Origin of the sequence: Streptomyces sp. SID14515 (genome assembly GCF_010548505.1) — a bacterium.
GTDB lineage: Bacteria > Actinomycetota > Actinomycetes > Streptomycetales > Streptomycetaceae > Streptomyces > Streptomyces caviscabies.
The window spans coordinates 1-22480 of the sequence record NZ_JAAGMH010000121.1 but is presented as its reverse complement, the minus strand read 5'-3'; the positions used below and the strand labels follow the sequence as shown (position 1 = coordinate 22480).

At 70.1% G+C, this 22480-nt stretch carries 6 protein-coding genes; 5 read left to right on the top strand and 1 reads right to left on the bottom strand.

What is annotated here, in order from left to right:
- The first annotated feature begins 22 nt into the window (after nucleotides 1–22).
- The 5 genes from G3I54_RS28735 to G3I54_RS28715 all read left to right on the top strand — a co-directional run bounded on the left by G3I54_RS28735 (nucleotide 23) and on the right by G3I54_RS28715 (nucleotide 16268).
- On the top strand, nucleotides 23–11755 hold the full coding sequence (locus tag G3I54_RS28735; RefSeq protein WP_164610158.1) for a non-ribosomal peptide synthetase: 11733 nt from the start codon (nucleotides 23–25) through the stop codon (nucleotides 11753–11755).
- Between the two features lie 91 nt (nucleotides 11756–11846).
- Nucleotides 11847–12872, top strand: a complete 1026-nt coding sequence (locus tag G3I54_RS28730) for an ATP-binding cassette domain-containing protein (RefSeq protein WP_164610160.1) — start codon at nucleotides 11847–11849, stop codon at nucleotides 12870–12872.
- Nucleotides 12869–13666, top strand: coding sequence for an ABC transporter permease (locus G3I54_RS28725; protein WP_164610162.1), 798 nt, complete (start codon nucleotides 12869–12871; stop codon nucleotides 13664–13666). Before G3I54_RS28730 ends, G3I54_RS28725 begins: the two co-directional genes overlap by 4 nt.
- A 193-nt stretch (nucleotides 13667–13859) precedes the next feature.
- On the top strand, nucleotides 13860–15065 hold the full coding sequence (locus G3I54_RS28720; protein WP_164610164.1) for an acyltransferase: 1206 nt from the start codon (nucleotides 13860–13862) through the stop codon (nucleotides 15063–15065).
- An 84-nt stretch (nucleotides 15066–15149) separates the two neighbouring features.
- Nucleotides 15150–16268 (top strand): acyltransferase, encoded by a 1119-nt coding sequence (locus G3I54_RS28715; protein ID WP_164610166.1) that lies wholly within the window; start codon nucleotides 15150–15152, stop codon nucleotides 16266–16268.
- A gap of 35 nt (nucleotides 16269–16303) precedes the next feature.
- Here G3I54_RS28715 and G3I54_RS28710 read toward each other — a convergent pair.
- Nucleotides 16304–22480 (bottom strand): non-ribosomal peptide synthetase (locus G3I54_RS28710; protein ID WP_164610168.1); only part of this gene is annotated, 6177 nt, incomplete at its 5' end.

Genomic DNA, 22480 nt, shown 5'->3' with positions numbered 1-22480 from the left:
ACTGATGCCGAAGGAAAACGCAATGACGAAGTCCGGTCTCGAAGATGTTCTCCCGCTCTCGCCCATGCAGCAGGGGCTGCTGTTCCACTCGATGTACGACGAGGACGACGCCGACGTCTACACCATCCAGCTCAGCTTCGCGATCGAGGGTGAGCTGGACGCGGAAGCCCTGCGCCGGGCCGCTGCCGGCGTGTTGCGCCGGCACGCGAGTCTGCGAGCCGGATTCCGGCCCCGTAAGAACGGCGAACCGGTCCAGCTGATCTCCCGCGAAGTGGAACTGCCGTGGGCCGATGCCGATCTGCGTGGTCTGTCCGACGCCGAACGCGAACGGGAACTGGACCGGCTGATCGCCGAGGACCGCGCCCGCCGGTTCGACCTGGCCCGTCCTCCGCTGGTGCGCTTCACCCTCATCAGGGTCGGGCAGGACCGCTACCGGTTCCTGGTGACGCACCATCACATCCTGTTGGACGGATGGTCGTTCGCCCGTGTTCTGGGCGAGCTGTTCGAGCTCTACGGCACCGGCGGTGACGATTCCGGGCTGCCTCGTGTGACGCCGTACCGCGAGTACCTCGGCTGGCTGGACCGGCAGGACCGCCCGGCCGCCGAAGCGGCCTGGCGGCATTCCCTGGCGGGCCTCGACGGGCCCTCGCTGCTCGCCACCGGAAGCCGGAGCACCTCGCTCAGCCGGGGGCAGCTCACCGTGGAACTGTCGGCCGAGCGGACCGCGGCGCTCGGCCGGGCCGCCCGGCGGGCGGGGGTGACGGTCAACACCGTGGTCCAGGCGGCCTGGGCCATGGTGCTGGGGCGGTTGGCCGGCCGCGACGACGTGGTGTTCGGTGCGACGGTCTCGGGCCGTCCGGCCGACATCCCCGGGGTCGAGTCGATGGTGGGTCTGTTCATCAACACCCTGCCGGTCAGGGTCCGCATCGATCCCTCCGAGAGCCTGAACGATCTGCTGGCCCGGATCCAGGACGAGCAGTCGGAGCTGATGCCTCACCAGCACCTGGGGCTCAACGAGATCCAGCGACTGAGCGGGCACAGCGAACTCTTCGACTCGATCCTCGTCTTCGAGAACTTCCCGGTCGACTCGCAGAGCCTCCAGAAGTCCTCCGGTGCGCTCGGCATCGTGGCGAGCGAGAACCGCGACGACACGCACTACCCGCTCACCATCGCCGTACTCGTCGGCGAGACCATGGAACTCGCCCTGGCCTACCAGCCGGATGTGCTGGATCCCGCGCTGGCGCGGTCTCTCGCCGACAGCCTCGTGCTTCTTCTCAGCACGGTCGACGAGGACGCCGAGCGTCCGGTCGGGCTGCGGCAGTTCGGCTCCCCCGAGCAGAACGCGCTGCTGCTGGCGCAGAGCACGGGACCCGTGCTGGAGTTGCCGGCCGAGGAGACGCTGCACGGCCTGCTGGAGTCGCAGGCGGCACTCACCCCGGACGCCACGGCTCTGGTGTGCGGCACGGAGCGGCTGACGTTCGCGGAGCTCAACGGCCGCGCCAACCGCATGGCCCGACTGCTCGTCGAGCGGGGGGCCGGGCCCGAGCGGGTCGTGGCGCTCTCGCTGCCCCGCTCGGCGGACCTGGTCGTGGCCCTGTACGCGGTGCTCAAGTCGGGCGCCGGGTATCTGCCCCTGGACCCGGAGTACCCGGCCGACCGGGTGGCGTACCTCTTCGACGACGCTGCTCCGGCGTGCCTGATCACGCATCACGGCACCGCGGCGGGTCTGCCCGACGTGGCGGCCGGGACACCACGGGTCGTCCTGGACGACCCCGCGGTCGAGCGGGCCCTGGCCGGTCTGCCGGACAAGGACCTCGTCCAGGCCGACCGGATCGCCCCGGTGGGGGCCGACCACCTCGCGTACGTGATCTACACCTCGGGTTCGACGGGCCGGCCCAAGGGTGTGGCGGTCGAGCACCGCAACGCCGTGAGCCTCTTCCACAGTCAGCGGGCCCAGCTCTTCCGGCCCGGGTCACAGGCGCTGGGTGACCGGCGGGTGCGCGCCGGTGTCACGGCGGCCTTCACCTTCGACGCGTCGGTCAACGGTCTGATCTGGATGCTGGACGGCCATGAGCTGCACGTCATCGACGACGAGGTGCGCCGGGACCCGGAGCAGATGGTCGGCTACGTGCGGCAGCAGCGCCTCGACTTCGTCTTCTCCACGCCGACCTATCTGCGGCAGCTGCTGGCGGCCGGGCTGATGGATGCCGCCGAGCACCGCCCGCGTCTGCTGGAGATCGGCGCCGAGGCGACCGACGACGCTCTCTGGCAGGAGATGCGGGAACTGCCCGACGTATCCGCCTTCAACTACTACGGCCCGACCGAATGCACCGTCGTCACCCTCTGCCTCCCCTTCGCGGAGAGCGAGAAGCCCCTGATCGGCAGGGCGCTGGGGAACACCCGGGCCTATGTCCTCGACAGCCGGCTGCGGCTGCTTCCCGCGGGCATGGCGGGCGAGCTGTACATCGCGGGACCGCAGGTGACTCGCGGCTATCTCGGGCGCTCGGCGCTGACATCCGAGCGGTTCGTGGCGGACCCGTACGGCGTCCCGGGCGAGCGGATGTACCGTACCGGCGATGTCGTGCGCCGCACGGCCGACGGGCTGCTGGAGTACCTGGGGCGCGCGGACGACCAGGTGAAGATCCGCGGCTTCCGCATCGAGCTCGGCGAGATCGACTCGGTGCTGACGGGCCACCGGTCGGTCGCGCACAGCGCGGTGGTGGTGCGGGAGGACCAGCCCGGCGTCAAGCGCCTCGTCGCCTATGTCGTCCCGGCCGGCCGGAGCGCCGACACCGAGGTGCTGCGCGCCCATGTGTCGGACCGGGTGCCGGAGTACATGGTGCCGTCGGCGTTCGTCGTCCTGGACGCCCTGCCGATGACCGCCAACGGGAAGCTGGACCGCAAGGCACTGCCCGCACCCGACTTCAGCCGCCAGGTCGTCGGCCGCGGCCCGCGCACCCCGCGCGAGGAACTGCTCTGCGGGCTGTTCGCGGAGGTTCTCGGCCTGCCGGAGGTCGGTATCGACGACAGCTTCTTCGAGCTCGGTGGCGACAGCATCATCTCGATCCAGCTCGTCAGCCGGGCCCGCCGTGCGGGACTGGCTCTCACGCCCCGTGACGTCTTCCAGCTGCGGACCGTGGAGGCGCTGGCCGCCTCCGCACAGCTCTCCGACGAGGCGGGGAGCAGCACCTCCGAAGGGTCCGGGCCGGACAGCGCGACGGGCGCGGTGCCGCTGACGCCGATCATTCACCATCTGCGGGAGACCGGCGGTCCCGTGGACGGGTTCAACCAAGCCATGATGATGCAGGTCCCGGGCGACTACGACCTCGGGACGCTGACCAAGGCGTTCCAGGGGGTGCTCGACCACCACGACGCGCTGCGGTTGCGGCTGGACAGGACGCCGGACGGCACCTGGTCGCTGGAGGTTCCCCCCCGGGGCGCTGTCCGGGCCGAGGATGTCGTGCGGCGGGCCGACGCGCGTGCCGTGCCTCTGAGCGAGGCCGCGCAGGCCGCCCAGGAGCGGCTGTCCCCCGGCGACGGGGTGATGGTGCAGGTGGTGTGGCACGACGCGGGGCCCGACGCTCCCGGGCAGGTTCTTTTCATGGCGCATCACCTCGTCGTGGACGGAGTGTCCTGGCGCATCCTGATGCCCGATCTCGTCGCCGCGTACGAGGCGGTCTCGGCCGGCCGTGAGCCGGACCTGGAGCCGGTGGGCACCTCGTTCCGCGCCTGGGCCGACGGGCTGGTGCGGGCGGCCGGGGAGCGTACCGGCGAGCTGGACATCTGGACCGCCATGCTCCAGGGCGAGGATCCCCTGCTCGGCTCCCGCCCGCTCGACGCGCGCCGTGACGTCGTGGCGACGTCCGGGGGCCTGTCGGTCTCGCTGCCCGCCGACATCACGCGGGCGCTGCTGTCCCAGGTGCCCGCGGCGTTCCACGCGGGCGTCAACGACGTACTGCTCACCGGCTTCGCACTGGCGGTGACGGACTGGCAGCGGCGGCGGGGCCGCGACTGCTCCAGCGCGTTGATCGACCTGGAGGGGCACGGCCGTGAGGAACTCGTCCCCGGCACCGACATCTCCCGCACCATCGGCTGGTTCACCAGCCTCTACCCCGTACACCTCTCCCCCGGCGTCACCGAAGACGCCTGGGAGGACGTATGGACCGGCGGCCCCGCCGTCGGCAACGCCGTCAAGAGCATCAAGGAACAGCTCAGGGCCCTGCCCGACAACGGCGCCGGCTACGGCCTACTCCGCCACCTCAACCCCGACACCGCACCCACCCTCGCCGCCCTCCCCACCCCCCAGATCAGCTTCAACTACCTGGGCAGGCTGGGCGGTTCGGCCTCCGAGGAGGAAGGCGACTCCGGGAGCGGGCTGGGCGGAGCCGCCGACCCCCAGATGCCGCTGACCCACGCGCTGACGCTCAACTCGATGGCACGGGAGACGCCCCAGGGGCCGTCCCTGGTCGCCAACTGGTCCTGGCCGCGGGAGCTGTTCGACGAGGACGAGGTGCGGGACCTGGCCCAGACCTGGTTCCGCGCCCTGCGGGCGATCGTCACGCACGCCGAAGGGCCGGGTACGGGCGGCCACACGCCGTCCGACCTCTCGCTGGTCCGGCTGGCGCAGAGCGAGATCGACGAACTGGAGGCCGGGCAGCCGAAGCTGGCGGACGTTCTGCCGCTCGCCCCGCTCCAGGAAGGTCTGCTCTTCCACGCCCTCTACGACCAGCAGGGCTACGACGTCTACACCGTCCAGTTCTCCTTCGAGATCGGCGGTGAGCTGGACGGCGCGGCGCTCCGGGCGGCCGCGGACGCCCTCCTCAAGCGCCACGCCAACCTGCGGGCCGGGTTCCGGACTCTGGACAACGGGGAGGCCGTCCAGGTGATCCCGGCCGAGGTGAGGCTGCCGTGGTCCGAGCTCGACCTCAGTGGTCTGTCTCCATCGCGCCGTGAGGCCGAGCTGGCCCGTCACCTGGACGAGGACCGCAACCGGCGCTTCGATCTGACCGCTCCCCCGCTGGTGCGGTTCAGTCTGGTCGCCCTCGGTGAGGGGCAGCACCTCTTCACGATCACCAACCACCACATCCTGCTGGACGGCTGGTCCTACCCGGTGCTGCTGGGAGAGTTGTTCGAGCTGTACGCCGCGCAGGGGGACGACTCCGCTCTACCCCGGGTGGCCCCTTACCGGGACTACCTCGTCTGGCTGGCCAAGCAGGACCGCGGTGCTGCCGCGGAGGCGTGGACCCGGGCGCTCGACGGCCTCGACGAGCCGACGCTGCTGGCGCCGGTGGACCCCGGGCGGTTGCCGGTCGTCCCGGAGCGGATCTCGCGGGAGCTGTCACCGGAGTTCGCGGTGGCCCTGCGTGAGAGGGCCCGTGAACACGGCGTCACGCTGAACACGCTCATGGGGGTCGCCTGGGCCATCACCCTGGGGCACCTGACCGGCCGGGACGACGTGGTGTTCGGCACCACGGTGTCGGGCCGGCCGCCGGAGATCCCGAACATCGAGTCGATGGTGGGGCTGTTCATCAACACCCTGCCGGTACGGGTCCGGCTCGACCCCGCCGAAACGGTGGGCGACCTCCTGCGCCGCGTCCAGGACCAGCAGTCCGAGCTGATGGCCCACCAGCACGTGGGGCTCACCGACATCCGGGAGATGACCGGGTTGGGCGAGCTCTTCGACACGATCCTCGTGTACGAGAACTACCCGGTGGACAACGAGGCGATGGCCCAGTCGCTCGGCGATCTGACGGTTCGGGGCACCGAGCCCCTCGACGCCACGCACTACCCGATCGGCGTCACGGTGATGCCGATGGGCGAACGGCTGCTGGTGCGGGCGGACTACCGCGGCGATGTCTTCGCTCCGGAAGCCGCCGAACGCGTCCTCGGTCACCTGCTGCGGGTGGCCGAGGCGATGACCGATCCGCTGCGTCCGGTGCGCGAGCTCGATGTGCTGTCCGACGCCGAGCGCCGCCGGCAGCTCGTCGACTGGAACGACACGGCCCGCGACGTGCCCGACGAGGTCCTCGCGGAGCTGTTCGAGGCCCAGGCCGCGCGGACACCCGACGCCGACGCGCTGCTGTCCGGCGGCACACGCCTGTCCTACGCGCAGCTCAACACCCGGGCCAATCGGCTGGCACGGCTCCTGATCGCCCGCGGGGTCGGACCGGGGAGTTACGTGGCGGTGGCCCTGCCGCGGACCGCGGAGCTGCCGATCGCTCTGCTCGCGGTGGCCAAGACCGGCGCGGCGTACCTGCCGATCGATCCGGACTACCCGGCGGACCGGGTCTCGTACATCTTCTCGGACGCGCGGCCCGTCTGTGTGATCGCCGGCACGAGCACGGCGACGGGACTGCCGGTGGACCCCTCCGACCTGGTCGTCGTCGACGACGGGACCACGCAGGCCGCTCTGGCGGCCCTCTCGGGGGAGGACCTGGCCGCCGTGGAGCGGACCGGTCCGCTCTCGCCCGCGAGCCCGGCGTACGCCATCTACACCTCCGGTTCCACGGGCCGGCCCAAGGGTGTCGTGGTGTCGGCCGGGAACCTGGTCAACTTCCTCTTCGCCATGCGTGAGCGGGTGTCTCCGCAGCCGTCCGACCGGCTGCTCGCCGTGACGACGGTGGCGTTCGACATCGCGGGACTTGAGCTGTATTTGCCGCTGGTCTGCGGAGCGTCGGTGGTGATCGCCGCCTCGGACGAGGTCCGGGACACCGCGCTCCTCGCCGAGCTGGTGAGGAGCACGGGGGCGACCATCCTGCAGGCGACCCCTTCGCTCTGGCAGAGTCTGGTCACCGAGCGCCCCGAAGCCGTGCGCGGCCTGCACATGCTGGTCGGCGGGGAGGCACTGCCCGCCCCGCTGGCCCGGGCGATGGCCGAGCTCGGTTCCCGGGTCGTCAACCTCTACGGCCCGACGGAGACGACCATCTGGTCCGCCGCCGCCGAGGTCTTCGCCGAGGGCGACCCGTCCATCGGGCGTCCCATCGCCAACACCCAGGTGTATGTGCTGGACGCCGGGCTGCGGTTGATGCCGGCGGGCATACCGGGAGAGCTCTACATCGCGGGAGAGGGAGTCGCACACGGGTACCGCGGTCGGCCGGGCCTGACCGCCGAGCGCTTCGTCGCCAGCCCCTTCGGCACCGCGGGCGAGCGGATGTACCGCACCGGCGACCTGGTGAAGTGGCGGCCGGACGGACAGCTGGAATTCGTGGGCCGCGTCGATCACCAGGTGAAGATCCGCGGTTTCCGGATCGAACTGGGCGAGATCGAGAGCGCCGTCGCCGCCCATCCGGCCGTCGGCCAGGTCACGGCGCTGGTCAGGGAGGACCGGCCGGGCGACAAGCGTGTGGTGGCCTACGTCGTGCCCGCGCGGAGCGATGAGGAGCCGGACGCCGACGAGCTGCGGAGCCGGGCGGCGCTGACGCTTCCGGAATACATGCTGCCCTCGGCCTTCGTGGTACTGAAGTCGTTCCCGCTGACGCCGAACGGAAAGCTGGACCGCAAGGCCCTGCCCGCGCCCGACTTCGGCAGCCTGGCCTCGTCCCGCGACCCCCGGAACCCGCGTGAGGAGGTCCTCTGCACGCTCTTCGCGGAGATCCTCGGCCTGGAGACCGTAGGAATCGACGACAGCTTCTTCCAGCTCGGGGGCCACTCCCTCCTCGCCACCCGCCTGGTCAGCCGCGTCCGTACGGTGTTCGACGTCGAACTCGCGGTGCGCGAGATCTTCGAACAGCCGACCGTCGCCGGGCTCGCGCAGCGCCTGGACACCGCCGACGGCTCCCGTCAGGCGCTGGGCGTGATGCGGCGTCCGGCGGAGATCCCGTTGTCGCCGGCCCAGCGGCGGCTGTGGTTCCTCAACCGCTTCGAGGGGCCGAACGCCGCGTACAACATTCCGCTCGCCACCAGGCTGCTCGGCGACGTGGACCCCGCTGCCCTCCAGGCCGCGCTGCGCGATGTGGTGGACCGTCACGAGAGTCTGCGGACGGTCTTCCCCGACACCGACGGCCGCCCCCGCCAGGACATCCTCAGCTCCACGGCGACCGCCCTGGAGCTGCCGGTCACGGTGGTGTCCTCGGAGGAACTGGACGGCGCGGTGGGCGCCGCGGCCCGGGAGGGCTTCGACCTGGCGCGGGACATCCCGCTGCGGGCGCGGCTCTTCCGGGTCTCCGCCGACGAGCACGTGCTGCTGATCGTGGTGCACCACATCGCGGGCGACGGCTGGTCGCTGACGCCCCTGGCACGGGATGTGGCGACGGCTTACCGGGCGCGGCTGTCCGGGGCGGCACCGGAGTGGGAACCGCTGCCGGTCCAGTACGCGGACTACACGCTGTGGCAGCGGCAGGTGCTGGGCGAGGAGAGCGATCCGGCCGGCGCGCTGGCCGGACAGCTGGACTACTGGCGTGCGGCGCTGGCGGATCTCCCGGAGGAGATACCGCTGCCCATGGACCGGCCCCGGCCGCCGGTGGTGGACTACCGGGGCCGGACGATTCCGCTGCGGCTGCCCGCGCACATCCATCAGCGGGTGGTGGACCTGGCGCACGCGTGCGGTGCGAGTGTGTTCATGGTGATGCAGGCCGCGGTCGCGGCCCTGCTGGGCAAGCTGGGCGCCGGGGACGACATCCCGCTCGGCAGCGTGATCGCGGGCCGCACCGACGAGGCGCTGGACGATGTCGTCGGCTTCTTCGTCAACACGCTGGTCCTGCGCACCGACCTCTCGGGCAATCCGTCCTTCCGCGAGCTCGTCGAACAGGCCAGGGCGACCGACCTGGCCGCCTACGCCCACCAGGACGTGCCCTTCGAGCGCCTGGTGGAGGAGCTCAACCCGGTCCGTTCCATGGCCAGGCACCCCCTTTTCCAGGTCATGCTGGTGTTCCAGAACAACGCGACCGTGCAGACCGAGGTGCCCGGGGCCCGGATGATCCCGTACCCGACGGGCACGGACGTCGCCAAGTTCGACCTGTCGTTCCAGTTCGGCGAGCGGCTGGGCCCGGACGGCGCCCCGGCGGGCATCGAGGGCAGCATCGAGTTCGCGCTGGAGCTCTTCGACCCGGAGACGGTCGAGGCGCTGGCCGTGCGGCTGGAGCGGTTCCTCGACGTGGTGACCGCCGATCCCGCGCGCGCTGTCGCAGGTGTCGACGTCCTCACCCCGCAGGAGCGGCGGACGATTCTGGTCGAGTGGAACGACACCGAGCGGCCCGTCGAACCGGTCACCCTGCCCGGGCTCTTCGAGGCCCAGGTGTCCCGCACCCCGTCGGCGGTCGCCGTGGACGCCGGGCATCTCAGGCTCACCTACGCGGAGCTGAACGAGCGCGCCAACCGGCTCGCGCACGCCCTGGTCGAACGCGGTGTGGGGCCCGAGTGCGTCGTCGCCCTCGCGCTGCCCCGCTCGGTGGACATCGCGGTGGCGCAGCTCGCCGTGGTGAAGGCCGGCGCCGCCTATCTGCCGGTGGACCCGGACTATCCGGCCGAACGCATCGCCTACATCCTCGATGACGCGGCCCCGGTGCTGGTCATCACCGACACGGAGCACGCCGGGCGGCTTCCGGAGGGCGGTGGCGCACCGCGCCTCCTCCTGGACGACGCCGATCTCTCCGGGCACCCGACGCACAACCCGGCGGTGCCGATCCACACGGCACAGCCCGCGTACCTCATCTACACGTCCGGTTCGACCGGCCGCCCCAAGGGCGTCGTGGTCACCCACCACGGGCTGGCCAGCTTCGCGGCCGTGGAGGTGGAGCGGTTCGACGTGACCGGGGACAGCCGGGTACTGCAGTACGCGTCACCCAGCTTCGACGCGTCGGTGCTGGAGATCTGCATGACGTACGCGGCGGGCGCCACGCTCGTGGTCCCGCCCCCGGGGCCGCTGGCCGGGGACGTCCTGGCCGAGGTGCTGCTGGAACTCGAGGTGACGCACGCGCTGATTCCGCCCGCGGCGCTGGCATCGGTACCGGCCGGCGGCTTCCCCGCTTTCCGGTCCCTGGTGGTCGGCGGTGACGCCACCTCGGCGGAACTCGTCGACCGGTGGGCTCCGGACCGCCGGATGGTGAATGCCTACGGTCCGACCGAGTCCACCGTCGCGGCCACGATCGGCCAACCGCTGACGGCCGGCACGGGCACTCCGACGATCGGGCGTCCGGTGCACAACAGCCGGGTGTACATCCTGGACTCGGGTCTGAGCCCGGTCCCGGCCGGAGTCGCCGGTGAGCTGTACATCGCCGGCGCCGGCCTGGCACGTGGCTATCTCGGCCGGACCCCGCTGACCTCGGAACGGTTCGTCGCCTGCCCGTTCGGCGGTCCGGGCGAGCGGATGTACCGGACCGGCGACCTGGCCCGCTGGACGGCAGAGGGGGAGATCAGGTACCTGGGGCGCGCGGACAACCAGGTGAAGATCCGCGGCTTCCGCATCGAGCTGGGAGAGATCGAGTCCGCGCTGCTCTCCCACGGCCGGGTGGCGCAGGCCGTGGTCACCGTCCGGGCGCAGCAGACCGGCGAGCCCGCGCTGGTGGCCTACACGGTGGCCGGGGACGAGGGGGCCGCCGATCAGGCGGAGCTGCGCCGGCACCTGGCGGCGTCCCTGCCCTCGTACATGGTGCCGGCCGCCTTCGTACGGCTCGACGCGCTGCCGGTGACGCCCAACGGAAAGCTCGACCACAAGGCGCTGCCTGCCCCCGATCTCGGGGAGCTGGCGGGGTCGCGCGGTCCGCGCGCGCCCCGGGAGGAGCTGCTGTGCGGTCTGTTCGCAGAGGCCCTGGGCCTGGAACGGGTCGGCATCGACGGCAACTTCTTCGAGCTCGGCGGCGACAGCATCGTCTCCCTTCAGCTCACCAGCCGGATCCGCTCGGTCCTCGGCGTCAAGATCAGCAACCGCGCCCTCTTCGAGACGCCCACCGTGGCATCGCTCGTCGAGAGCCTCGGCTCCGGGTCGTCGAGCGACGGCTTCGAAGGCCTGCTGCCGCTCCGCGCCGACGGGGAGAAGCCGCCCCTGTTCGCGGTGCACGCCACGGGCGGGCTCGCCTGGGGATACGGCGAGTTCCTGAAGCACATCCGCGCCGAGTACCCCGTCTACGGCCTACAGGCACGCGGCTTCAAGCCGGGCGACGAACTGGCCCGGAGCGTACCGGAGATGGCCGCGGACTACATCGAGCAGATCCGTACGGTCCAGCCGCACGGCCCGTACCACCTCATCGGCTGGTCCATGGGTGCGCTGACCGCCTACGAGATCGCCACCCAGCTCCAGGACGCGGGAGAGGAGATCGGCCTTCTGGTCAACCTCGACCAGATTCCGTTCGAGGAGTACTTCGGCGCCGATCAGCCCGAATACACCGAGCAGATCGTCTTCCGCGCACTGCTGATGGTCGCGGGATTCGATGTCGATTCCATCGGTGAGGACGTCGTATTCGAGTACGCCCAGGTCATGGAAATGGTCAGCAGCCGGGACAGCGCCTTGGGGAGCCTCGAACCGCATCACATCGACGCGTTCGCCGAGGTGATGAAGAACAACTACCGCATCGTGACGGAATTCCGTCCCAAGAAGCTGCGGGGCGGCATGACGGTGGTCGTCTCGACCACCGAACACGGTGAGGAGGCCGAGCAGCGCATGGTCGACAAGTGGAGCCCGTACGTCGGCGGGGGCATCGACACCCACCCCCTGGCCGCGACGCACAACGACATGATGTCGCCGGGCGCCGTCTCGGAGATCGGCCGCCTGGTCCACGACCGGCTCCGGTCTCTCGGCGGGCCGCCCGTGGCAGCTAGCTGACTCCTCCCTTGCGGCGGTCCTCCGGCCGCCCCTTTGATGAGCAGAAATGCCCGTAACGCTTGGCCAATCCCCGATGTGGAAGTGGACGGATATGGAGACAGCGATCTCTGCGGAAGGACTCCGCAAGAAATACGCGGACAATGTGGTGCTGGACAGCATCGACCTGTCCGTCGCCAAGGGCGAGGTGCTGGGACTGCTCGGTCCGAACGGTGCGGGGAAAACCACGATCGTGCGTATCCTCGCCACGCTGTTGCCGTACGACAGCGGGAAAGTCACGGTCGCCGGGTTCGACCTCGCCAAGGACAAGCGCGAGATCCGTCGCCGTATCGGTCTGACCGGGCAGTACGCGGCAGTCGACGCCCTGCTCACCGGACGGGAGAACCTCCGTCTGATCGGTGTTCTCCTGGGACTGGGCAAGCGCAAGGCGCACACCAGGGCGGAAGAGCTTCTGGAGCAGTTCGACCTGACGCATGCCGCCGACCGGCAGGCCAAGACGTACTCGGGCGGCATGCGGCGCCGGCTCGACCTCGCCGCAAGCCTCGTCACCACTCCCACCGTGCTCTTCCTCGACGAGCCGACCACCGGCCTCGACGTGACCAGCAGGAAGCTGTTGTGGGGCATGGTCAGGGAGCAGGTGAACAAGGGGGTGTCCGTTCTCCTGACCACGCAGTACCTGGAGGAGGCCGATCAGCTGGCCGACCGGATCGCCGTCCTCAACCAGGGCGGGCTCATCGCCGAGGGCACCCCGGAGGAGCTCAAGCGGAAGGTCGGCGGCGAGCGCCTGGAGGTGTCCGTGGCGACGGAGGCCGACCTTCCGGCCGCGACGCGGGCTGTCGGCCAGGCCTCCGCCGAGGTCCCGTCGATCGACAAGAAGACGAAGACGGTCTCCATACCGCTGGTAGGCGGGGTGAACACCCTCGCCTCGGTGACCACCGCGCTGAAGGAGGCGGCGGTGGAGCCCGTCGACTTCGCGATCCGCCGTTCCTCCATGGACGACGTCTTCCTCGCGCTCACCGGGCAGCCGGTGTCGCCCGAAGAAGCCGACGACGACGAGACAGGCCCGGGGGCCCGACCCACCGCAGAGCGGCAGACCGTTCAGGGAGAGAAAGCGGCATGACCGAGACCCTTGTCCACTCATCCGCCCTCATCGGCCGGCACCTTCGGCATCTGACGCGCACACCACAGCAGTTGCTGAGTGTCACGTTGCTGCCAGTGCTCTTCGTCCTGGTCTTCGGCTATCTCTTCGGCAGCGCGATGGAGGTGCCGGGCGGCCAGTCCTACCAGGACTACATCATGGCCGGCATCTTCGCCCAGGTCGTGCTCGGGAACATGGTCCTGAGTGCCCTCGGCGTGATCTCCGACCTCGACAACGGGCTGATGGACCGCTTCCGGTCGCTGCCGATGTCCCGTTCCGCCGTCCTCATCGGCCGGACCACCCACGATCTGATCCTGACCATCTGGAGCTTCGCGCTCATGACGGTGCCGGGCTATGTGATCGGCTGGCGCGTGCACGAGGGCATTCCGTCGGCCCTGGGCGGATTCGGCGTGATGCTCCTCCTGGGGCTGGCCGCTTCCTGGCTCGGTGCCCTGCTGGGCCTGAAGCTGGCCAACGCCGCGGCGGTGAACGCCCTCGGCTCCATCATCGTGATGCCGCTGGCGTTCCTGTCGAACGCGTTCATCCCGCTCGACGGCCTGCCCGGCTGGATGCAGGCGATCTCCCAGTGGAACCCGGTCAGTTCCGTGGTCCAGGCCACTCGGGAGCTGTTCGGGAACGCACCGCCGGTCCCCGCCGACGCGGCGTTCCCGATGCAGCACGCGGTCCCCATGGCCGTGGCCCTCTCCCTGGCCCTGCTGGTCGTCGCGGTTCCGCTGACGATCCGCGCCTACGAGAAGGCCGCGTCGAAGCAGTAACTCCACCCCACAACGGCAGGGGGCCGGACCGCGACCGCTCATGGACGCTGTCCGGACTCTCTGCGACGAAGACCCTGCAAGAACACATCCTGCAGGGTTTCGTCGTATCTCCGCGGCCCTCGGTCCAGACGTACCGATCCGGCTGCCCGATCCCGTCCGCACCGAACCCAGTCCACGAAACGGGGGAATGATGATGACCGAGACGAAGGAAAGACCCAAGGGCTCCCGGCTGAGTTCACTCACCGGAGTCCGATTCCCAGCACTACTCCTGGTATTCCTCAACCACATCCACCTCGGGATCCCTCTCCGCTCACCGGAGGCCGGAGAGACCTACTACACCTGGGCCGGCTGGATCGGCCAGGCCGGCCTCTCGCTCTTCTTCCTCATCAGCGGATTCCTGCTGGTGTGGACCGCGCGCGAACACGATTCCGCACTGCAGTTCTGGCGGCGCAGGTTCGTACGGATCGCACCCCTGCACTGGGTGACCTTCGGCCTCTCGCTGGCCATCTTCGCCTATCCGGCCGTCTCCGGCACGGCGGCCGTTCTCAACTTCCTGATGGTCTCGTCGTGGTCGATCGATCCCGAAATCTTCGGCAGCATGAACGCCCCCAGCTGGTCACTGACCTGCCTGGCCCTCTTCTACCTGCTCTTTCCCGCCCTGCACCGGGCCGTGCGGCGCGTTCCGGCGCGACGTCTGTGGTGGTGCGCCGGCGCGGTGGTGGCCGCGATCATCTCCATCACGGTCGTCGTACGAGCGGTGGTCCCCGCAGACCCCATGATCCACCCCCTGTCGCCGGCGTCCTCCCTGAACGCCTTCTACTTCATCCAGATCTTCCCCGTGTCGCGCGTTCTGGAGTTCCTCCTGGGAATTCTGCTGGCACGCCTGGTCATCTCCGGCCGGTGGATCGGGGCCGCCCGGCCTCTGCCCGCCACGGCGCTGCTCCTGGTGGGCTTCTTCATCGCCTACCAGCTACCGCGTGAATACCGGCTCGTCGCCGCGATGATCATCCCGGTCGCCCTGTTCGCCGGCAGTCTCGCCGCGGCCGACATCGCGGGGCGCAAGTCCCTCCTCGCGACCCGGCCCATGCAGTGGCTGGGCGACATCAGTTTCGCGTTCTTCCTGGTCCACTGGCCGGTGATCATGTTCTTCGCCAAGGTCTTCGGCCAGCAACGGATGTACTCGGTATCCGAGTTCATCGCCGTCGCACTGCTGGATCTCACGGTCAGCATCGTCCTCGCCTGGCTGCTCACCATCGGCGTGGAACGTCCGCTCGTCCAGCTGCTGTCGGGCCCCCGCGGCCGGACCGAGCAGCCGCCGACGGACCCCCTGCCCTCCATCCCTTCACCCCGACAGGGAGGCCACGACGAGGAAGCAGCGTCACAGGCTCACGCCTCATGACGCAAGGGTGTCCCTCCAACCGGAGGGACACCCCTCCTCATCCTGTGGTCTCTCCTGACCATCCCCCACACAGGAGCAGACATCATGTCCCCCGACCCCTCACGACCCCGGCTGCCCTCCCTCACCGGCATCCGCTTCCCTCTCATGCTCGTCGTGTTCATCGGCCACGTCGCGCTCATCGTCCCCTTCGCGGATCCCGAAGCCGCGCAGTGGTACCGCCACTATCTGGGCGGAATAGGCAAGGTCGGACTGTCCTGCTTCTTCGTGCTCGGCGGATTCATCCTCACCTGGATCCACCGTGAGAAGGACTCGCCCCTGCTCTTCTGGCGCCGCAGGCTTGCCAAGATCGTCCCCCTGCACTGGCTGACGTTCGCCGTGGCCGTGGTCGTCTTCGCCGGCTCCGCGACGACCTTCGAGACGGGGGCCATGAGCCTCCTGCTCCTACAGGCGTGGTCGCCCGACCCCCAGATCTTCGGCGCCGCCAACGCCCCGAGCTGGTCGCTCGCCTGCGTCGCCTTCTTCTACCTGCTGTTCCCCGTACTCCATCGGGCGATGTCTCGCGTCAAGGCCCAGCACCTGTGGTGGTGCGTCGGCGCGGTCCTGGCCGTGGTCTTCGCCATACCCGCCGTGGTGCGCGCCCTCGTACCGGCCGAGGCCGGGATGGCGCCGAACGCGCCCGCCGGTTCGACGGACGCGTTCTGGATCATCCAGATCTTCCCGGTGACCCGGCTGCTGGAGTTCGTCCTGGGCATCCTGGTGGCCCGCATCGTCATGGCCGGCCGCTGGACCGGCCCGGGTCCGCTGCCGTTCGCGGTCCTGCTCGCGGTCCTCTACTTCGTCGCGCTGGAGACCCCCGCGGAGTACCGGCTGGTCGCCATGACCATCGTGCCGGTGACACTGCTCCTCGGCTCCCTCGCGGCGGCCGACCTGCGGGGCGACCGGTCCATCGTCGCGAACCGCCCCATGGAGTGGCTCGGAGACATCTCCTTCGCCTTCCTCCTCGTCCACTGGCCGGTGATGAACTTCTTCTTCCAGCAGTTCGGAGAGGAGCTCTACTCCGTCCCCAAGGCGATCGGCGTGGTCTGCCTCGATCTCGCGGTGAGCCTGGCCCTCGCCCGGCTGCTCACCGTGGCCGTGGAGCGGCCGCTCGTGAAGCTTCTGTCACCGAAGCGAAGGAGCAGGGAAGCCGCGCGCGCACACTGAGCGGCCCGGCTCCCCTGTTCTCCGTGCGGGCGGGTTCAGAAACCCCATTCCTCCGACAGGAGGTCGATCTCGTTCTGGTTGAGGTCCACCAGAAGGTCCGACGGAGTGAATCCGCCCGCATCCGGCGTCTCGGCATGGGCGACCAGGGCGCCGAGCGCCTTGAACCAGCCCTCGGCCAGCGCCCGCACCTCGTCCTCGCGGAACAGCTCCGAAGGCCAGGACCAGGTGGCCGACAGCCGCGGGCCGTCCGCCTGGTCCTGGGTGACCGCGTTCAGCTCCAGCGCGTGCCCGACCGGCATGTCCGGGTCGCGTCCGTCGCCCAGGTCCACGTCGGACAGTACGGACCAGTCCGCCACGTCACCGGCCCCGTCCGCCATGGCGATACGGCCCAGGTAGTTGAAGCTGATCTGCGGTGCCGGCAGGGCGGACAGCGCGGCACCGGCTTCCTCGTTGAGGTAGCGCAGCAGCCCGTACCCGATGCCGTTGTCCGGTATCGCCCGCAGCTGCTCCTTGACCTCCTTGAGCACCCGGCCGAGAGCGGGACCGCCGGCCCGGACGTCGGGCCACTCCCGGTCCGGAACCCGCGGATCGAGGTGCACCGGGTACATGCTGGTGAACCAGCCGACCGTACGGGAGACGTCGAGGTTCTCCCCGAGCTCTTCGCGGCCGTGCCCTTCGAGGTCGAACACGACGCTGCGGCCCGCTCCGCGTGCTCGCTGCCAGTCGACCGCGGCGATGGCGAAGGCCGCCAGCAGAACGTCGTTGATCCCCGCGTGGTAGATGGTCGGCAGCCGGGTCAGGAGCGGTTCGGTCAGCTCCACGGGCAGGGAGAGCGTGAGCCTGCGGGCGGTCGCGGCCTTGTCCCGGACCGGGTCCAGCGCTCGGCTTCCCAGCGGCCGCCGGGGTTCTCCGAGCATGGCCGCCCAGAGCGGCAGTTCCTCGATCCGGCCCGGCTTCCCGGCTTCCTCGGCCAGATTCCGCGCCCAGCTCCGGAAGGAGGTGCCCGTCTCCCCCGGGCCCGTGTCACGTCCCTCGGCCGCGGCCCGGTAGAGCTCCGGAAGCTCCGGCGTCAGCAGGCGCCAGGAGATCCCGTCGACCACCAGATGGTGGATGACGAGAAGAAGCCGGCCCGCCGATTCGGCACCCGCGTCGAACCAGACGGCTTGCAGCATCACCCCGGATTCCGGGTCCAGGCGCCGTTGGGCGGCCCTCGCCTCCTCCGCGATGTCCGTGTCATGCACATCCACGCGGCTCAGGACGTCCTCCGCCCGGACCTTCCCGGGCGGTCGCACCTCCAGCTCCCACTCGCCACCGGCATGACGGGTCAGCCGGGCGCGCAACACGTCGTGCCGGTCCAACAGCGCCTGAACCATGGCCGACATCGGCTCGGTGGCGCATCCGGGCGGGGTCCGCACCATCATGGCCTGCTGGAAACCGTCGGCCGGGCCGCCGAGTTCCCGTAGCCAGTGCATGATCGGGGTCAGCGGCACCGGGCCGAGTCCCGCTTCGGGCGACTCGTGGACAACCGCGGAGACCGGCACGGCGACCTCGGCGAGGGCGGCCGGGGTCTGGCAGTCGAAGACGTCCCGCGTCCTGATCAGCAGCCCGGCCTTGTGCGCCTTGCTGACGAGTTGGAGGGAGACGATGCTGTCGCCGCCGAGCTCGAAGAAGTTTCCGTCGACGCCGACGCGTTCGAGGCGCAGGACCTCGGCGAAGAGGTCGCAGAAGACCTCTTCCTGTACGGTGCGCGGCTCCCGGGTGCCCAGGAGGTCCCCGAAGTCGGGGGCGGGGAGCGCCTCGCGGTCGAGCTTGCCGTTGACGGTGACCGGGAGCGTGTCCAGGGTGACGAAGGCCCCCGGCACCATGTACGAGGGCAGTGCCTCGGCCACATGCCGGCGCAGCTCCGCATGGTCCGTGGTGAGGCCGGCGGCGGGCACGAGGTAGGCGACCAGGACGGCGACACCCGGCTGGTCCTCCCGGATCAGAACCGCGGCCCGGTCGACCGTCCCGTGGGCGTTCAGCGCGGCCTCGACCTCGCCGAGCTCGATGCGGTAGCCGCGGAGTTTGACCTGGTTGTCGGCGCGGCCGAGGTAGTCGAGTTCGCCGTCCGCCGTCCAGCGGGCGATGTCGCCCGTGCGGTACATCCGCTCCCCCGTCGTGCTGTACGGGTCGGCGACGAAGCGCTCGGCGGTCAGCCCGCGCCGTCCGAGGTAGCCGCGGGCCAGGCCCTGGCCCGCGATGTACAGCTCGCCCGGCACTCCTGCGGGGACCGGACGTAGACCAGCGTCGAGGACGTGGACACGACTGTTGTGAACCGGCCGGCCGATGGGCGGCGTCCCGCTCTGCGCGGTCAGGGGGGCGCTGGTGGTCACCATGACGGTGGATTCCGTCGGACCGTAGGCGTTCACCATGCGGCGGCCCGGCGCCCAGCGGTCGACCAGCTCCGCCGAGGTGGCGTCGCCTCCGACCACGAGGGTACGGAAGGCGGGGAAGTCACCGGGCCGCACGGCGACGGTGGCCAGGGCCGCCGGTGGGATCAGCGCGTGGGTCACCGCGCTGTCCCGCAGAACGGCGGCCAGCACGTCGTCGGCCAGCGGACCCGGCGGCGGAACCACGAGCGTGGCGCCGGCCGCGTAGGTCATGCAGATCTCCAGGACGGACGCGTCGAAGCTGGGCGAGGCGTACTGCAGGACCCGGCTGTCGGCGGTGACGTCGAAGCGTTCGAGTTCGGCGGCGGCGAACGAGGCCAGGCCTTGGTGGGTGACGACGACGCCCTTGGGGCGGCCGGTGGAGCCGGAGGTGTAGATGACGTAGGCGGGGTGGGTGAGCTGTACGGGGACGGCGGGGTTGTGGTGAGGCCGGCCGGTGGTGAGGCCGGCGGTGTCGATCAGGAGGCGTGGGACCCGGTCGTGTTCGGGGAGCCGGGGGGCGTGTTCGGTGTCGGTGATGAGCAGGGCGGGCGCGGCGTCGTCGAGGATGTAGCTGATCCGGTCGGCCGGGTAGTCCGGGTCGACGGGCAGGTAGGCGGCTCCGGCCTTCATCACGGCGAGCTGGGCGACCGCGATGTCCACCGACCGGGGCAGCGCGAGCGCCACGATCTGCTCACGGCCCACCCCCCGCTCGATCAGCAGATGCGCCAGCTGATTGGCACGCTCGTTGAACTCCTCGTAGCTATAGGTGAGTTCGGGAGATTCCAGAGCGGTGGCCCGCGGCGCACGGATCACCTGGGCCTCGAACAGCCCCGGGAAGGTCACCGGCTCGACGGACCGCGAGGTGGCGTTCCACTCCACCAGAATCCGCTCACGCTCCCGCGCGGTCAGCACGTCGATCGTCGACACGGCCCGATCCGGATCGCCCAGCGCCGCCTCCAGCAACTGCCCGAGACGTGCCGCCAGCACCTCGACCGACGCACGGTCGAAGAGATCGACCGCGAACTCGATCACACCCTCCAGCCCCGCGGGCGAACCGTCACCGGAGAACCGCTCCTCCAGCTCGAAGGAGAGATCGAACTTGGCCGTGTCGAGCGCCACCGGCAGCGGGGTCGCGGGGATACCGCCCAACTCGGCCTCAATGGCCGGGGTGTTCTGCATCGACAGCATGACCTGGAAGAGCGGGTGCCTGGCCATGGAACGAGCCGGGTTGAGTTCGTCGACGAGGCGCTCGAAGGGCACGTCCTGGTGGGCGTAGGCCGCCAGGTCCGTCTCCTTCACCCGGTCGACGAGCTCGCGGAAGGTCGGGTTCCCGGAGAGGTCGGTGCGCAGCACGAGGGTGTTGACGAAGAAGCCGACAAGGTCGTCGAGCGCTTCGTCGGTGCGTCCGGCCACCGCCGTACCGATCGGGATGTCCTCACCTCCGCCGACCTTGCCCAACAGGGCGGCGATGGCGGCCTGGAGGACCATGAAGACGGTCCCTCCCGCATCACGTGCCAGATCGGCAGCTGCACGCTGGAGGCCGGGCCCGAAGTGCATGGGCACCCGCTCGCCGCGGTAGCTCATCTCCGCCGGCCGCGGCCGGTCGGTGGGGAGGGCCAGCTCCTCCGGGAGGTCCGCGAGCGTGGTGCGCCAGTGGTCCAGCTGACCGGCCAGGACGCTCTGCGAATCGTCCTCGTCGCCGAGGATCTCGTCCTGCCAGAGGGTGTAGTCGGCGTACTGGACCGGCAGCGGCTGCCACTCGGGGGCGCCCCCGGCGCTGCGCGCGGCATAGGCGGTGGACAGATCCTTCGACAACGGCGCGTTGGACCAACCGTCACTGGCGATGTGGTGGACGACCAGCAGCAGCACATGGTCGCCCTCCGACACCCGGAACAGGTGGGCACGGAAAGGAGTTTCGACCGCCAGGTCGTAGGAGGCCGAGGCGGCTCGGCTGAGTGCCGCCCCGAGTTCTTCGGTGGTCACGTCGGTGACGGTGAGGTCGACGGTCGCCTGTTCGGGGGTGTGGATTTCCTGGCGGGGGTGGCCGTCGGTGTCCGGGAAGGTGGTGCGCAGGCTCTCGTGCCGGGTGATGACGTCGTTCAGCGCCGCACGCAGGGCCGGCACATCCAGCCCGCCGGAAAGCCGCAGGGAGAGACCGGTGTTGTAGTTGCCGCCCGAACTCTCCAGTCGGTTGATGAACCAGAGGCGGCGTTGGGCGGGGGAGAGGGGGGTGTGGTGGGGGCGGGGTCGGGGGGTGAGGTGGGGGCGGGTGGTGGGGGTGGTGGTGTCGAGGTGGTGGGCGAGTCCGGCGACGGTGGGGGTTTCGAAGATGGTGCGGACGTCGAGTTCGGTGTCGAGGGCGGTTCGGATACGGCTGATGAGGCGGGTGGCGAGGAGGGAGTGCCCGCCGAGGTTGAAGAAGTTGTCGTCGATGGTGACGGTGTCGAGGTTGAGGGTTTCGGCGAAGAGGGTGCAGAGCAGTTCTTCGCGGGGGTTGCGGGGGCTGCGGCCGACGACTTGGCGGCTGAAGTCGGGTGCGGGGAGGGCTTTGCGGTCCAGCTTCCCGTTCGCGGTGAGGGGGAGTTCGGTGAGTGTGATGAATGCTGCGGGGATCATGTGGTCGGGGAGGTGGGTGGCTGCGTGGGTGCGTAGTTGGTCGGGGTGGGGGGTGTGTCCGGGGGTGGGGAGGGTGTAGGCGATGAGTTGTTTGTTGCCGGGTTGGTCTTCGCGGAGGAGGACGGTGGTGTGGGTGATGTGGGGGTGGGTGGTGAGTGCGGTTTCGATGTCGCCGAGTTCGATGCGGAAGCCGCGGAGTTTGATCTGGTCGTCGCTGCGGCCTTGGTATTCGATGGTGCCGTCGGTGGTCCAGCGGGCGATGTCGCCGGTGCGGTACATGCGTTCGCCGGTGGTGCTGTGGGGGTTGGCGGTGAAGCGTTCGGCGGTGAGGGCGGGGCGGTGGGTGTAGCCGTGGGCGAGTTGGATTCCGGCGAGGTAGAGCTCTCCGGGGACGCCGACGGGGACGGGGCGCAGGGCGTTGTCGAGGATGTAGGTGCGGGTGTTCCAGATCGGCCGCCCGATCGGAACACCACCACCACCACTGCCTCCACCGCTGGTGGTGTCACTTCCACTGCTGCTGGTGGTGGTGTGGTGGGCGGTGACGTCGACGGCGGCTTCGGTGGGGCCGTAGAGGTTGTGGAGTTGGGTGGTGGGGAGTTGGGTGTGGAAGCGGTGGGCGGTGTCGGTGGGGAGGGCTTCGCCGGAGGAGATGATCCGGCGCAGGGTGGTGCAGTGGGGGGTGGTGGGTTCGGTGAGGAAGGCCTGGAGCATGGAGGGCACGAAGTGGGCGGTGGTGATGCCGGTGTTCTGGATGAGGGTGGTGAGGTAGGCGGGGTCTTTGTGGCCTTCGGGGCGGGCGAGGACGAGGGTCGCGCCGGTGCGCAGGGGCCAGAAGAATTCCCAGACGGAGACGTCGAAGCCTGAGGGTGTTTTCTGCAGGACCCGGTCGGTGGTGTCGAGTTGGTAGGTGTCCTGCATCCAGGCGAGGCGGTTGTTGATCGCGTCGTGTCCGACCACGACGCCCTTGGGGCGTCCGGTGGAACCGGATGTGAAGATCACGTAGGCGGGTGCGTTCGGTGCGACCGTCACGTCGGGGCGGTGTGCGGGGTGTTCGGTGCCCCGGCCCTGGTCGGTGTCCAGCAGCAGTTGCGGCACTGGTGTCGTGGGCAGTTGCGGGGCGGTGCTGGTGGTGGTGAGGAGGAGTGCGGGGGTGGCGTCCTGGAGGATGGTGCTGATGCGGTCGGC